The sequence below is a fragment of the Xylanibacter sp. genome (assembly GCF_057607445.1).
The window spans coordinates 50,021-65,617 of the sequence record NZ_DBLZAX010000015.1 but is presented as its reverse complement, the minus strand read 5'-3'; the positions used below and the strand labels follow the sequence as shown (position 1 = coordinate 65,617).

The 15,597-nt window shown below is 42.9% G+C and carries 16 protein-coding genes; 8 read left to right on the top strand and 8 right to left on the bottom strand.

The features are described 5' to 3' along the window. Positions 1–19: 19 nt before the first annotated feature. The 6 genes from ACZMIG_RS11585 to ACZMIG_RS11560 all read right to left on the bottom strand — a co-directional run bounded on the left by ACZMIG_RS11585 (position 20) and on the right by ACZMIG_RS11560 (position 4,092). On the bottom strand, positions 20–523 hold the full coding sequence (locus tag ACZMIG_RS11585; protein WP_308770185.1) for an imm68 putative immunity domain-containing protein: 504 nt from the start codon (positions 521–523) through the stop codon (positions 20–22). 88 nt (positions 524–611) lie between these two features. Beyond that, a complete protein-coding gene (locus ACZMIG_RS11580) occupies positions 612–956 on the bottom strand; it encodes a hypothetical protein (protein ID WP_441852073.1) in 345 nt (114 codons plus the stop codon). A 75-nt stretch (positions 957–1,031) separates the two neighbouring features. Next, positions 1,032–1,496 carry a hypothetical protein gene (locus ACZMIG_RS11575; RefSeq protein ID WP_349855415.1) on the bottom strand — a complete coding sequence of 155 codons (465 nt, stop codon included), beginning with the start codon at positions 1,494–1,496 and terminating at the stop codon, positions 1,032–1,034. A gap of 75 nt (positions 1,497–1,571) precedes the next feature. Continuing rightward, entirely contained in the window at positions 1,572–2,681 is a 1,110-nt protein-coding gene (locus ACZMIG_RS11570; RefSeq protein WP_022161673.1) for a tyrosine-type recombinase/integrase, read from the bottom strand. 159 nt (positions 2,682–2,840) lie between these two features. Further along, positions 2,841–3,761 (bottom strand): hypothetical protein, encoded by a 921-nt coding sequence (locus ACZMIG_RS11565; protein ID WP_487889578.1) that lies wholly within the window; start codon positions 3,759–3,761, stop codon positions 2,841–2,843. Between the two features lie 52 nt (positions 3,762–3,813). Next, a complete protein-coding gene (locus ACZMIG_RS11560; protein ID WP_119958676.1) occupies positions 3,814–4,092 on the bottom strand; it encodes an immunity 17 family protein in 279 nt (92 codons plus the stop codon). A gap of 136 nt (positions 4,093–4,228) precedes the next feature. Between ACZMIG_RS11560 and ACZMIG_RS11555 the strand changes: the two genes are divergently transcribed. The 7 genes from ACZMIG_RS11555 (at position 4,229) to ACZMIG_RS11525 (ending at position 10,716) form a co-directional block, all read left to right on the top strand. Continuing rightward, positions 4,229–5,062 carry a helix-turn-helix transcriptional regulator gene (locus tag ACZMIG_RS11555; protein WP_195360164.1) on the top strand — a complete coding sequence of 278 codons (834 nt, stop codon included), beginning with the start codon at positions 4,229–4,231 and terminating at the stop codon, positions 5,060–5,062. An 81-nt stretch (positions 5,063–5,143) separates the two neighbouring features. Next, positions 5,144–7,570 carry a hybrid sensor histidine kinase/response regulator gene (locus tag ACZMIG_RS11550; protein ID WP_487889577.1) on the top strand — a complete coding sequence of 809 codons (2,427 nt, stop codon included), beginning with the start codon at positions 5,144–5,146 and terminating at the stop codon, positions 7,568–7,570. Beyond that, a complete protein-coding gene (locus ACZMIG_RS11545) occupies positions 7,545–8,849 on the top strand; it encodes a sigma-54-dependent transcriptional regulator (RefSeq protein WP_487889576.1) in 1,305 nt (434 codons plus the stop codon). Before ACZMIG_RS11550 ends, ACZMIG_RS11545 begins: the two co-directional genes overlap by 26 nt. 309 nt (positions 8,850–9,158) lie before the next feature. Then, positions 9,159–9,572, top strand: coding sequence for a hypothetical protein (locus ACZMIG_RS11540; RefSeq protein ID WP_072545533.1), 414 nt, complete (start codon positions 9,159–9,161; stop codon positions 9,570–9,572). A 206-nt stretch (positions 9,573–9,778) separates the two neighbouring features. Next, entirely contained in the window at positions 9,779–10,102 is a 324-nt protein-coding gene (locus tag ACZMIG_RS11535) for a helix-turn-helix domain-containing protein (RefSeq protein ID WP_022161965.1), read from the top strand. Between the two features lie 12 nt (positions 10,103–10,114). Beyond that, positions 10,115–10,408: a helix-turn-helix domain-containing protein gene (locus ACZMIG_RS11530; protein ID WP_216945140.1), complete on the top strand. Its 294-nt coding sequence runs from the start codon at positions 10,115–10,117 to the stop codon at positions 10,406–10,408. After that, a complete protein-coding gene (locus ACZMIG_RS11525; RefSeq protein WP_022161963.1) occupies positions 10,405–10,716 on the top strand; it encodes a helix-turn-helix domain-containing protein in 312 nt (103 codons plus the stop codon). The genes ACZMIG_RS11530 and ACZMIG_RS11525 overlap by 4 nt, the downstream gene beginning before the upstream one ends. A gap of 25 nt (positions 10,717–10,741) precedes the next feature. On the opposite strand, the gene ACZMIG_RS11520 is transcribed toward ACZMIG_RS11525, so the two are convergent. Further along, the gene (locus ACZMIG_RS11520; protein WP_022161962.1) at positions 10,742–12,067 is read right to left on the bottom strand and encodes a site-specific integrase; all 1,326 of its coding nucleotides are present in this window, start codon (positions 12,065–12,067) and stop codon (positions 10,742–10,744) included. A 20-nt stretch (positions 12,068–12,087) separates the two neighbouring features. Next, complete coding sequence (locus tag ACZMIG_RS11515) at positions 12,088–13,311, bottom strand: site-specific integrase (RefSeq protein ID WP_204428408.1); 1,224 nt, start codon at positions 13,309–13,311, stop codon at positions 12,088–12,090. 800 nt (positions 13,312–14,111) lie between these two features. Here ACZMIG_RS11515 and ACZMIG_RS11510 point away from each other — a divergent pair. Further along, positions 14,112–15,593: a tetratricopeptide repeat protein gene (locus ACZMIG_RS11510; RefSeq protein ID WP_487889575.1), complete on the top strand. Its 1,482-nt coding sequence runs from the start codon at positions 14,112–14,114 to the stop codon at positions 15,591–15,593. Positions 15,594–15,597 lie beyond the last annotated feature (4 nt).

Here is a 15,597-nt window from a genome sequence, read left to right as displayed (position 1 = left end):
GCACAGGTGCTTGTTATCGCTACATTTGGCTAATGCAATTGGTTAATATACCGCTAATCTCCTTACAGTCGCCAACTAATTCCTCCAATTCGCTTTCATCCATAAAATCTGCCAATTCATATTCTTGTGGAGCATTTATAAATTTGTCCAGACCACTTAGAAGTAACATCGCATCATCTTTTGATGTAGAAATAGAAAATGAATTAGTATATTCACTATCAGGATCTAATTCTTTTATATCAATCTTCTCATTTTTTATACTTTCCAGTAAGATGGCCGACAAGTCTATTATCACATTAATAGCCATATCAAAATGCGGTTCATATGACTCATTTATCTTAAAATAAGCATCTCCTTCATTCACCGAATCTTCTTTTAATAAGGTATTCAAATGAATATCGGATAGTATTTTGCTTAGCTCCAAGCTACTTTGTTTCTGATTTCCGAAATAGTCCAGCAATAGAAAGGAGTCATCGCACCCTCCGACATAATTGCCCCACCATTTTTTAATGTAAAGTTCCATATTCAATATTTTTTAGTTTATAATTTATTTAGCGATAATGTTCGGCAGCTAATCGCCATTTGTGGCGATTGAGGTGTGTATTATGAACTTACTTTCTTATTTCTTGTGATTTCTGATAATTTTGATAGCGAATGTTTAGAAGATCTTTCCATTCTTTACTTGGACAAGTATTTATTAACTGGATATATTTATCACCTTTCTCAAAAAGTATGATAGATTCTACCAACTTTAATAAATCCCAATGTAAATCATAAAAAGAGTGCTCAGGAAAAAGTTGTACCAATACTTCAGCTTCATCAAAAGATATGGGAAGTTGTATTTGCCCTAATAAGTCATCATAAGAACGTATAACTTCAATAATCTCATCTGTGTCATTGACGCTTTCATTAGGCATACGACCCAAATCTTTCAACTGTAAAATTTCAGTTCTCATATATTGTTTCTGTTGAGTTCATAATGTTTGGCAGCTAATCGACCTTTATGGGCGATTAAGGTGTATGTTAGCTGCCTATACATCTTCTTTCTGTACTTTTGAATAATAACCTTTAGGGATTTTATCAAATGGAACAGACTTAAAAGCATTACCAGACTTTTTATATACCTCTTCTCTATAAGGATATTTCGATATTATCTTCTCTATATCCCTATAAATGGCATTTATACTTTTCCATTCTGTTCCACATTCAGAACATCCGTATAGTCCTTTTATGTCTTCGTCTTCTTCTACAAAACCAATACAACCTTCAACTGGGCAACAAAAAAGTCTATTATCAACTATTTCTGATTTTTTTTTAGTACTTAGGCCTAGCATCTCTAAAGGATTAACAAAATCAAGAGAATGACACAATGGGCAAGTAAGAATAAAATTTTCTGTTTTATATTTTGCTTCCTCCATTATTTCTTTTTTTTGCTTTTCTGTCAGTTGGTATTCTTTACCGCAAACTGAACAAATTCTCTTATCTAACTCTTTCATATTTATTTTTTATTTATAGGTAGCTAATGTTATGCTATCAGCCGATTTGGCTGTTATTTTTTCTAAGTATCATATCTATTCCTCTTCTGTCAACAGGTCATCCAACGGGCTTTTGATATTGCTTTTGAATGTATCAGCTATATGTACATATCTTTCCGTTGTCTTAATGTTGTTATGTCCCATAAGCTCCTTTACAATCTTAATGTCAGTGCCTTGCTCCAGTAGATGCGTGGCAAAGGAATGACGTAACAGGTGAGGATAAATACGTTTCGTTATACCGGCTTCAAGTGCGGCAGCCTTCAAACGTTTCGATATGATGCTTTCCGTGAAAGGCTCTCCCGGCCTGCGTTCAAAGAACCACACTTTCGGTCTGTACAGACGATTGTATTCTGCCAACTTCTTCATCAATGGTTTGGACAGCAGGGTATAGCGGTCTTTCCTGCCTTTTCCCTGTCGCACTCGGATCATAAAACGTGACTCACTGATGTCTCCGGGTTTCAAATTCAAAAGTTCACTGATTCTCAACCCGGCGGAATAAAGTATGGAAAACACACAGAAGAAGCGCAGGTCTTTCGCTGTCACATCAAGTATCTTTTTTATCTCTTCCTTGCTTAACACGTCGGGCAGTGTCTTTTCCCGTTTTGCACGGTTCACTTTGTAGCATCGGCGTTCCTGTCCGAGTACCTTCTCATAATAAAACTTGATGGCATTGATTCTCTGGTTCTGCTGGCAAGAGGATATGTTTTTCTCGTGAATAAGGTAAAGCAGATAGTCATTTATCTCACCGGAAGTGATCGTCCCGATGTCACGACCTTTGAAATGTTGCTGGAAATCCCGGAAATAGGATGTATAAACCCTGACAGTATGTCCGCTGTACCGCACCTGCTCCAATTTCTCCAGATAACCTTCCGGAAGAGGCGGACGGCTGTCTTCCTGTTTCCTGGGCCCCAGTTCCCTGATGGAGGAATAGTCGATAAAAGCCATCTTTACATAACGGTCAAAGAATTCCGCAAGCACAAAGTGTTCTTCCGGCAAATAGGCTTTGCCGCCCACAAGTTGAATGCCTTCCTCTTTAGACAAAGGTATCCGCAGGCTGTCATCATCAAAGGCTGCCTCTATGAACTTCCTGCCATACCTGACGGTCGGCGTAAGTTTGATTCTGGGCTTGTTCTGGTATATGTCCATATCAATTCTTTTTTAATTACTGTTTTGGACAATGTTTCCTCTATTAAATAGAGTTACGCAAGATAGGTATTTTTCCCTGATTTTTTGGTACTTTTGTCTGTTAATAAACGATAAACGCAACTCTTGCCTGTGACTTTACAGGCAAAGATGCACTTCCGTTCAATAGACGTGCACATACTGTACTTTCCCGTCAAGCAGTTCCACACAACGGTCGTCGGAAAAGCGCAAAGTCTCCAGAGTCCTGCCTTCCTTTTTGACTTCCGATTTGTGGTATGGCTCACCCCATGCGGAAATGACCATTTCCCTCGTCATGCCGGTATCGACCTTGCGGAAGGCAATCAGCTTCCCGTATTTCTTGCCGTACCGTTTTTCCAGCTGGCCGATACGTGCAGTGCTTACAAACTCGAACACCTCGTCACCTCCTATAGGAAATGCTTCCACTCGTACACCATCAGCACCCTCCATCAGCAGAAACGCCCCATCACTGTTCATCTTCAGGCCGACGTCCACACAACGATACTCCGCACCTTCAGCCGGGGTGATGACCTGGCCGTCCTCGGTCTCCACACGCTTGGCAAGCGACAGGAATGTCTGCCCGACAAAGCGTTTCAGTTTCTCATAATACCCTAAACAGGTCATGCTCAGCGGATACCTGAACGGGTTATAATACATTTCTTCTCCGCTTTCTTTCTCACGAAGCAGCAGGCAGCATCCTGCCGACAGGTAGTCTGTCTTGGTCCAGACCTTCACCACCTCGTAATATTTTCCGACCACCTCTTTAGCGGGGGTCGAACTGATATTGACCGCCTTGTACACCGTCCGGTCATCCCCGGCAAGGAAGTTGGACGTGTAGAAGGCATCCCAGTAGCCGTCCCCGTCATTTCTCGCCCCGTGCATGTACAGGGTCTGTCCCGGAAGGGAAGCGAAACTCCGCTTCTCCACGTTCGTCAGGCTGTCATAGGGAAGGGCATTTGTCACCGTGTACTCTTTTAGTTCATCGCTCTTGGGAACGATGTTAAGCTGTGCCTGGGCATACATCGCCGTACACAGGAAGAAGGTCATAATTGGAATTGTTTTCATACTCAATCTCTTTTTTATGTTTACAGGTTTCATCTGAGGAAAGAATGTTCAGCTACTTGCCGGAAATAGAGAACAGAAACAAAGCCAGTCCTATCCCGACGGCAAGGATCACCCCCAGCCAGAAACGGAAAGCCTTTGGTCCGAGTGTTTCCAGCCAGAAATTCCCGCCCCAGCTGCCCGGACGTGTATAGGTCCACTTCCATCCGCAGATTATACCCAAAAGCCACAGCAGCAGTATTGCCGCCACTATCAGATAACCGTACCTCGGGCTTGTCTGAAGCAACTGCGGGAAACCGGTTATGAATTCTTTGACCTTTTCCAACCATTCCATAATAATACTTTTAAGAAAACAACGGCATCTGCCGTTTGCAAATTTAACGAAAAGTGCACAGAATCAAAAAGTTTCGGTAACCTTTATTTGTTCTGTCATACAGGAAATTATAATTTTGCACAGAAACTTACGAATCATGGAATACATACTTATAGAATCTCTTAAGCACGACTCATTCCGGACACAATGGGAGGCATGGGTACTCGAACTTGCCGAAGCTGTCCGGCAGACAGATATCCGTATTCCACGGACTTGGACCATCCTGAAACCTTTGTCTGAGAACATACCGGCCATGATATGGCTGACAGAAAAACTGAGAAAACTACAGCCGGCCCCTTCGTTTGAGAACAAGACTGAAACCGCGCTATACATACTGGCAAGTTTCTGTCGGAACAACAGAGTGCTCGGCTACGTAATCGATACCTACATGTACCAATACAAAAACCGTAATGCCCACGGCCTGTTGGTTTGTGCTAAAATTCTTCATGCAATAAGCCCGGAAGAAGAATATCCACACCTGAACTTCCTGTATAACCTTATGGCCGGAAATGTCATCAGCGAATTCAAACGGCACATGAAAACAAACGATTCTTTCATGACCGAATCCGATTTCCGTCTTGCAGAAAAATATATCCCGGATTTCAAGGGAGCAGGTTTCAGAGAAACAGTCCTTTTGCGGGTTACAGCAAATATGACCGGAGAGGAGCTCGCGAAAAAATGCCACATGTCGAATACCGTATTCCGGGAACGGTTCAAGCGTGAATTCGGCATGAACGTATCACAATGGCTGCGTGAAAGGAAGAAAAAGAGAATAGCAGGAATGCTGAAAAATCCGGCGATACCGTTATATCGGGTAGCGGAAAACAACGGCTTCAAGTCAGAGTCAACCTTCTCCGACTATTGCAAACGGAATTTTAACAAAACTCCCTTGCAGTTAAGAAAAGAACTGCTTGCCGACACAGTCCGATAAAAATCAGAAAAAATCCGTTAGTAATCAGAACATCACTTCATCGTCACCTCCGTAACTTTGTAAAAATCACGATACAAGGTTATGGAAACGAAAAAAGAAAATCCAATAAAACCTTCGGGTTCCCTGCTAATAAAAATATTTGCCGGTTACACTATCCTGGCACTGCTGGTTATAGGAATCATCGCTGCTTTATGGCATGAAAAAAAGGTTTTTGCGGAAGCAGAAGCGGAAGAGAACGCAATGCTTGCACAACGGGAACTGACCAGCAGGACATTCAAAGCGCTTGTATCACTCTTCCTGGACAACGAATCGGCATATCTGCGTGACATATCGGACCAAAAAGAGTACAATGAAAAAGAAAACAGGGTCTTCTTCATGCTTGATGAACTGAGAAAAGTATATACCGACTCCCTTCAGCAGGCACGCATTGATACAGTCGAGTTCCTGCTCAATCAAAAGCATGACCATATCCGTTCTTTGAAGAATATCCCTTCCGTACTCACACAGATGGACAGTATCCTCTCAAGTCAGCTTCCGGTACTGGAAAGAAAAATGACTTCTTCCGCTACAATATTACATACGGAACCGACGAAACCTGAAAAGAAAAATTTTCTGAGCCGCCTTTTTTCCCGGAAAAGGAAACAGAAGGAAACAGAAACATCAGTACAGCAAAAAAACAGACAAACCGATAACGCCCATAACATCCGAAAGTTCGGGGATGAAATGTACGAGGTACTGGAAAAGCAAAACCAGCTTTTTGAATCACTCGCGGACTCTCTTGAGCATAAGAACCATATTCTCAACCGGAACATCTCCAGACTGATCAATGAATTGGAAAAAGACGCCCTGGAGCGTACTGCAGAACGGCATCAAAGGGTTTCTGAACTTAGGGAAGAAGCATTCGACACAATATGTATCATATCATCAGCAGCCTTATTGTGCGCCTTGTTCCTATCCATATTCATAACCAGGGATATACACAGAAAACACCGCAAGAGAAAAGAACTTGAGGACTCAGACCTGCATAACCGTAAAATGCTGGAGATACGCAAAAAGATTATCATCACGCTCTCTCATGACATTCGGGGACCCCTGAATGCCATCCGGGGAAGTGCAGAACTGGCAATGGATACCAAAGACAGAAAACGGCGAAATTCCTATCTGAACAACATCCTGAGCTCTACTGGACATATCATGCGGCTGGTAAACAGCCTTCTGGACCTGTCACGCCTGAATGAGGCCAAAGAAACTCTAAATGAAATTCCATTCCGCTTGAATACCTTCCTTTCAGACATCGAAAAAGAATATGGACGCATCGCCAACGACAAGGGAATAATGCTATCCGGAGACTTTATCGGAACCGACATTACCGTTACCGGCGATGCGGACCGCATAGAGCAGATAATCAGCAACCTGCTGTCCAATGCCATAAAATTTACAGAATCCGGTTCTATTGGATTCTTTGCCATATTCAGAAACGATATTCTGACAGTAACAGTCAGGGATACAGGTATCGGCATGAGCGAAGAAACCTTAAAACGCATATTCTCTCCATTTGAAAGGGCAGCAGTAGAGATTTGTCCTGAAGGTTTCGGACTTGGCCTCTCCATTACAAAAGGACTCGTAACCTTACTGAAAGGAAATATCTCCGTGGAAAGCAAAATCGGAGAAGGCAGTACATTCAAGGTGAGCATTCCGCTGAAAGAAACATCAGAAACAATTGAGGAAAAATGCACAACGCTTCCAAATCCGGCAAAAAGACTTCCACACCGTATCATAGTCGTGGAAGACGATCCTGTCCAGATGGAAATAACACGCGACATCCTGGAAAGGAATGGAGTCAGTTGTCATGCCTGCCAAAATGTAAAAGAAGTGGTCTGTCTTTTGAGAAAAGAGGATTATGATCTGATACTTACAGATATACAAATGCCGGGAACCAACGGCTTCAGTCTGCTCAATCTGCTGCGCAACTCCAATATTGGCAGTTCACGAAGCATTCCGATAGCTGCCATGACTGCAAGAGGAGATGAAGAAAAGGAGAATTTCATCAAGGCTGGTTTCACCGGATGTATCCATAAGCCTTTTTCAAGCCCGGAACTGCTTCTGTTCCTGTCCTCTATTATGGAAAAGACGAACAAGCCTGAATCACAATCAATAGATTTCAGGCCGCTCATATCGGATTCCGGAAACAAACGCAAGGTATTGACAATGCTTGTAAAAGAATCCGAAACGAACAAGAAAGAACTTTTGGAAGCAATAAGGAATAAGGATAGAATGCGGATAAAGGAGATAATACACCGGATGTTTCCCATGTGGGAAATGCTCGGAATTGCAGAAGAATTGCAAGAATACAGAAACCTTGTCCACGATGATAGCTCCGGAGATCAGATCATGAAAGAATGGACCTTGAAAATAACAGCCAGCCTTGACAGACTTGTCTCGGCAGCAGAAAATGAGATAAACAGTTTAATCAGACAGGAAAATGAAAAGGAAAATACTGATAGTTGAAGATAACGTAGCCTTGTCCCAACTGCAAAGGGACTGGCTTGAACGTTGCGGTTATGCTGTCACAACCGCCATGGATGAACCTGTGGCAAAAAGAGTACTGAAAACCGAAAATATTGCCCTGATTCTTTCAGATGTAAGACTGCCTCAAGGAAATGGCATAGAACTGCTTGAATGGATAAACCGGGAACACATTCATATTCCATTTGTGGTGATGACCGAATACGCTTCCTATCCTGACGCGGTGCGTGCGATCAAACTCGGAGCAAAGGACTATCTGGTCAAACCGGTTCACAGGGAACAACTCCTTGAACTTGTGGATACATTCCTCAAGCACATGTCCGCTGTCTGGAACGGTGAAAAGCATCTGTTCAAAAGGACAAGCGCACAAGCCGTAAAATGTGAGAAACAGGCAAAACTGGTCGCTCCATCCGATATGTCGGTACTGATATTGGGGGAAAACGGTACCGGTAAGGAATCGGTTGCGAGGATGATACATAACTACAGCGACAGGCATGAAGCTCCGTTTGTCGCGGTAAACTGCGGAGCCATTCCCGGGGAGCTCGCGGCTTCACTTCTGTTCGGTCATGCAAAAGGGGCATTCACCGGAGCTGATACAGCCAGACAGGGATATTTCGACCTTGCAAAAGGAGGGACACTGTTTCTGGATGAAATAGGGACGCTGCCTTATTCCGTACAGTCTGTCCTTTTAAGAGTCTTGCAGGAAAACACGTACATACCTGTAGGGGACAGCAAGGAAAGACATGCGGATGTAAGAATAGTTGCGGCCACGAACGAGGATATTCCCAAAGCCATAGCAGAAAGACGCTTCCGTGAAGACCTTTATCACAGACTGGGAGAATTTGAGATAACGCAATCTCCATTACGCCAGTGTCCCGAAGACATTCTGCCACTCGCGGAATTTTTCAGGAAAGAATCTTCCACCAAACTGAGAAGGGATACTGAAGGATTTTCCATAGAAGCCCAGCAGCTTCTCCTTTCCTACGAATGGCCGGGGAACATCAGGGAGTTGCAGAACAAGATAAAAAGGGCCGTGCTGCTGACAGAAAAACCGGTCATCGAACCGGAGTGCATGGATATCGGCATCAATACGAATACCGTATCTGCAAATTCTGTCTATTATGATGGCATGACAGAAGAAAAACTGTCCATCATCAAGGCTCTAAAAGCCACAGGCGGCCACCGGAAAAAAACGGCAGAACTGCTCGGCATCAATCCTGCTACATTGTACCGTAAGATGAACAAATATGGGCTGAAATGAATATTTTTTGCAGTGAATTGCCTGTAATTCCAGCAAAATGACTAATTTTGTAACAGACTGGTCTATTGGCCATGTCTGTATTTTGAAATAAAATATGACGACGCCGCAAAGCGGCTGTCGCCTATTATACATAAGTCGCAAGACGTCTCAGGTAGGAATCTGGTAAATTTCAAATTGTAGAGACTTTTGCGTGCAGCTTATGCTATGCCTAAAAATAGCGTGAGCTCATGCATTATCTACAATGGGCTTACCAGAGCCCCTACCTGAAAATGTGTGAGTTTCACGCTTTTATTTATAACAGGTAGAGGTATGGCAAAAGTTCAGATCGTATTCGCAATGACCATCGACGGTTACTTCCCGGATGATGACAGGCTGATGGAATGGATAAGAGAAGACAGGAACGGATTCCTTCTCTGGAAACAGCACAGCACATTTTCCATAGCTCCTGACTACCCGATGGTCGATCTTATCTGTTTCAAGGATACCACTTCCTCTGATTCCATATTCCAGGCAATAATATCCGAACGTGAAGATACGGAAATATTACGCAGACTGTCTGTATATCACCTTCCCGACGAAATTGTCATCTATATGCTGCCTGTAATTTCCGGCCATGGAATACGAATATCTGATTTTCTTGATTCCTGCTCCTGGAATCTGCACTCCTCAAAAAGTTTCCGTAACGGTATTTGCCGCCTGATATATCGCAAAACATTGCAATAGCTTCTCGCAACTGCAATGTTTCTGCAACGTTACCCAAACATGTCTTTTTGAATTTCTATTTTTTATCTCACTGTAATCCAGTGGGATATATTTTTATGTGGGTGTGTCTTGCTGCATTGGTCCATGTTTTGGCCTATATCATAATGAAACCTGTTGCGCAACACGGTGTAAAAAATGGAATTATTACACTAAAAACAGAATTCATTATGATACAGATAGACAGGGAGACATTCCAGATGATGCTCCATCAGATAATGGAACGGTTTGACAGGATAGATGACAGACTGAACCGCATGAACAGGCAGACGGCCGCCCTTGAGGGTGACAAGCTGCTTGACAACCAGGATATGTGCGAACTCCTTGGTGTTACCAAGCGTACCCTTGCACGCTACCGCCAGAAGAAGCTCGTCACATACTACATGATTGACGGACGTACCTATTACAAAGCTTCGGAAGTCCAGGACTTCCTGAACAAAAAGGGAAAGGTGCTGCCGGCGAAAATAAAAAAGGAACTCGGTCTTCAATCCTAATAAAATGACGGTATGGAAATTATATGTATGGAAAAACAGACCTTTGACGAATTGGTTGTCCGCCTCAGCCTGATTGAGAAAAAAGTCATCGGTCTATGTAGTCAGACCAAAGACGCGGGACTGAAAAAATGGATGGACAATCAGGAGGTATGCGGGGTTCTCCGAATATCCAAGAAAACACTTCAGGTATATCGCGAGAAAGGACTGTTGCCTTTCACCCGGATCAAGAACAAGTTCTTCTACAAACCGGAAGATGTACAAAGCATGTTGGAATCAAGTTATCACCCACAAAAAAGAAAGCCATGAGTTACGATCTTATAAACAGAAAAGACCAGCGGATTGATACTATTTTCAAAGGGCTGGAAAACATGGAGCGCATGATAGACGCAATACGGACGGCTCCAAGGCCCGCATTTCACGGTGATTATTTCCTCACGGACGAGGAACTTTCAAAGCTGTTGAAAGTAAGCCGGCGTACCTTGCAGGAATACCGGACCCTCGGTGTGATACCTTACTATCTTGTGCAGGGAAAAGCCCTATACAAAGAGTCAGACATACAAAAAGTTCTTGATGACGCTTATAAAAGATGCAGGGAAGAACAGCGATGGGTATGAAGCAAAAGTAAAAGAAACGGCCTCTTTACAAGGTCGTTTCTTTGTTGTCGGACAATTGGTATCCGAATCTCCTTCTTCGTTTCCTGACAATAACATCTTCTTCATACAGACCAGGAATCCGATCCATTCCGGCTGCTTTCAGCCGTTTCATGTCCTCGTCCACTTTCCTGTCAGTCACTTTGGCGTAAAGCTGCGTGGTCTCAATACGCATATGCCCCATCATTTTGCCGACTGTCTCGATTGGAACACCCAATGAAAGGGTTATATGGGTTCCGAAATTGTGTCGTGCCTTATGAAATGTAAGTTCAAATCCGTAAACTTCACCCAACTGGTGGGCGAGCATAATGAAATACGTACGACTATACAGATTGAAGACCTTGTCATCCTTTCTCTGTTCCCGATATTTCTCTATTATCTTCAACGGAATATCCAACAATCGGACAGAAGACAGTGTTCCTGTTTTCTGGCGGTGGATATGGATCCACCATGAACCGTCTTCAGATTGGGTAATATCATTTACCCTCAATTTTTTCAAATCCGTATAGGCAAGTCCGGTAAAAGTGGAGAAGATGAACATATCCCTAACAAACTGAAGCTGTGGCTTCTCGACAGGTGTTGTAAGCAGTGTCTTCAAGTCTTCCAGCTTCAGATGACGACTTTTCCGTTTGGGCAGTTCAGGATGAAGGCGACAATACGGATCACGGCGGATTGTTCCCTGGCTGACAGCCCGCATGGTCATCTTCTTCAGCCTGTAAAGATGTTCATGCACGCTCTTCGGGCTTAAATTCCTGTCCGTCCTGAGAAAAAGTTCAAAGTCATCGTAGAACACACGGTCAAGACTACGTAGCAGTACATCCTCTACGCCGCGTTTTTCCTGCACGAAAGCCGAAAGGTGCTTATATGAACGTAAGTAGGAATCATAACTCTCCTTTATACGATCCACACCGATACGCTTCTTGAACTCCTCGTTATGCTCTCTGAAAAGAGCCAGCAGAGTTAACGGTTTCTGACCGACTCCCATCACGGCATTCTTCACCTGCTCTGCCGTAATAAATCCCAGACTGTTCTTAATCCGCCTGTAATGCTCCTTGATTTCTTTGGTCAGATCATCAATAGCCCGGTTGACGGTAATGGCATTCTCACTGCGGCCGTCAGCCCGTCCTTTTTCAGGATTCCAGATGGCCGGATTGACGGATACTTTCGTTCCTATCTGTTCCCATTTGGCATCTATGCTTATCTTGCACAGCAACTGGCACGTTCCATCCTTACGGACTTTGGTGCGGTTTATATAAAACAGTATCGCAAATGTACTGCGACGTTTGATTTCCATATTGTCAGTATTTCTTTTCATAATCCTATTTTTTGCCATTATCAAATAACTACAGAAAACCGCTCAGCAATTTTTTTATCCAATGCTTTCGTATCTGTATCTATCTTATTGTCTGTCACCTTTGCGTAATGCTGTGTGGTCTCAATACGACTGTGCCCCAACATCTTGCTGACCGTTTCAAGCGGTACGCCATGGGAAAGTGTAATTTCTGTCGCATAGGTATGACGGGCTGCATGGAAGACCAGCTTACGTCCTATACCGCAAATTTCGGCGATGCGTTTCAAATAACGATTCAATGAACTGTTGGAATACATGGGGAGAAGCTTTCCTTCAGGAGCCATATCGCGGTATTTTTCAATAATATGGAACGGCAGTTCCATAAGCGGTATTTCAAAATCTACACCGGTTTTCTTGCGAGAACTCCTGATCCACCAGGTACCATCTTCCGCGAGAGAAAGGTTTTCATTTGTCAGCAGACACATGTCGCTATAGGGAATACCCGTATAACAGGAAAACAGGAACATATCTCTCACATGATAAAGAATCTGATCATGGAGAGGTGTTGTCATAATCCTATTCAATTCTTCGGAGGTGAGATATTTCTGTTCCGGTTTCGGATGTACCGGTTCATATCCGACAAACGGGAATACTGTTATTATACCGTCAGCAATAGCTTCTCCGACAATTGTTTTCAGTTGGACGGTAAGATTGACTATTGTGCCTGAAGCCAGACAACATTCCGTACGTAGATACAAGTCATATTTTTCAATGAAGGAACGGTCCAATGCGGCAAAAGGGATATCTGACAGCTTATATTGCATCTGTAAAAAACGTACCAGATGATTGTAGGAATTGCGGTAAGCCCTCAATGTCTTTTCCGTACGATTGATCCCAACGCGTTTCTCGAAATTTCTAATGAAAAGTCTGAAATAGCTTAATAGGGTTTCCTGTTCCGAAGCCATCCCCAAAAGTTGATGCTTTACATCCTCTGCTGTTACATCCTCACGGATTGCAGATTGTTCCGCATAGATGCCGAGCGCGGCAGCACGTATTTCATCCAGTCTGTTGTTTATGTCTCTTGCCGCAACACTTTTTCCACACGCCCGTCCGGATGACCACAATGACTGTGGCACACGAAACTTGACACTGAATGCTGTTTCAGAGTGCTTGCCGACAATAAGCCGTGCCATCACGGGACAGTTTCCCCTGGCATCCGCCTCGCTCTTTTTAAGGTAGAACGAAACCTTTACATCTGTCTGATTCATAATCTGTTCCATTGTTTGCAAAATTAACAGAGACAGAGTTAATCATCGGCATGTAAAATATCGTCAGACATCGACAAAGCTATCACCATTGACTTCCGGAACCTATATTTTTCATATCTCAAAAAAAATAAGTACCTTCGCTAAGCCAAAATGATGAAACTGCGTTCTTTACGGTCGGAGCAGAAAGGATTTTCAAACAACTCCATACAACTGGAATGGGCAACGGATAGGTAGCAATTTTTTCGCTTAACTATTCAAAAAACGGCTTCAAAGCACACATTTACAAATGCGGAATAATGCTGCGTATCTCCCTGAAAGCCCAATAGTTTACATTATTCTTCCTAAATCCATCCGAAATCGGGCGAGTTTCGCTATATTTGCACTGCGCAGGACTCGTCAGTTCACTGCACAAGACGCAAAAACGCAATATATAAAAGAGCTGATGCCTAGTGTTTAAACCAACTTTACAAGCTATGCTTTCGGTAAGGCTTAATGCTGGTAAATTTAAACTAAGATAAAAGACTACAAGGCATATGACTTTAACTTCTTTAATAACAAAAGCACTCCCCTTCTTGTTGCTCTGCACAACATTCTTTTCATGTCGTGACGGAGGTAGAACTGAAAGTTTATTGCGCACGGCAGACAGCCTTATGGAAGAACATCCCGACAGTGCGCTGTACATATTGAGGCGCGACTCGCTTGAGATATGCCGTTCTGGCAAAGACTATCGCTTATGGTACGCACTGTCGCGCACCGAAGCCGACGACAAATGCTATATCCTACATGTGTCAGACTCAACCATGCGCGCTGCAGCAAACTATTATAATAGTCATGGCAGTGACCTTCAGCGCGTCCGTGCTAATTATCTTCTCGGCCGCGTCTATTGCGACATGCATCTTTATGGTCATGCCCTGACCTCGTTCAACAAAGCAATTAAAGTGGAGTCTGAAAACGATTCTGCCATAAACCGCTACAAAGCCCGTTCTGCCACATGGGCAGGATATGTTTATGAAGTGAAGGGCTTGCATAAAGATGCGTTGCGATATAATAAGTTGGCATACGGATATGCCAAGCAGGCTGGTGCACAGGTTACAGAAGTTTATTCATTGAGAGATATTGGACGTTCGTATCGTGATTTAAACAGAAATGACATTGCTATACATTATTACCAAAAAGCAGCAAAAAAAGCAAAAACCATTGATGACGCGAACCTTTATAATATGGTTATGGAGGAATTGGCCGGTATATATATTGAAGAAGGTAGGCTTGATGAAGCTTATGCGGCATTGAATACGCAATTCCTTGCAACGACAGACAAAGACATATCGTCTCATTATTACATTTGGGCTATGTACTTTGAGAAAAGAGGGCAGCTCGATTCTGCCGTTGCATATAATAAGCGTGGGATGAATTACAGCGATGTCTCTATAAAGAGGGATGTGTCTTTGGATTTAGCTCGATTATTAATGAAACAGGGCAAGCATAACGAGGCAATAAAGTATTATGAGCAATATTCTGTGTATTCTGACTCTGTGACGGCAAGCGAGCTAAATGAAACATCAGATATGTTGTCACAGGTGGAGAAGAATATTGATATAGAGCGTAAAAATACTATATTGGCAGAGACAAAGACAAATCTTACCATATTGCTTTCGGTAATTATCTTTACGGTGATAGTTGTGTCTTTGATTTTGATAAAACATTATTCTAATGTGAGAAAACGCATACGGGAACAGCAGGAACGTGCAAATAATTATTTAAGCCAGCTCCAAGAAACTGGAATGCAAAAAATGAAGCGTAATGAAGAGCGTATAGCACAATTGGAAACAGAATTATCTGTCTCGAACGAAAAACTTACTGAAATACGCAAGTCTTTAATGCGTAACGAGGCTGAGATGCTGGCTAAGCAGAATGAACATATGCTCTTTAAAGAAAAACATCGTGAGCTGCTGATAGCTGACTTGGCTGATACGGATGTATATAAATTGTATCACACTCCAAATGTCGTACCGTCTTCTGCTGATTATCACAGACTTGTTGAAGCCTTGAATAAGGCATACAACAATTTTACAAAACGCCTTAAAGAGTTTTATCCAGACATAAATGATAATGAAGTATGGATTTGCTGTATGGTGAAAGCAGGTCTTTCATCTAAAGAAATATGCAATATCTCACCTTATTCATATAGCTCTCTCGGCATGGCAAAGTCACGTTTATACTTTAAAATGTTTCAAAAAAAGGGAGGAGCAAAAGATCTTGACCATTTTATCAAAGAACTTTAACGCT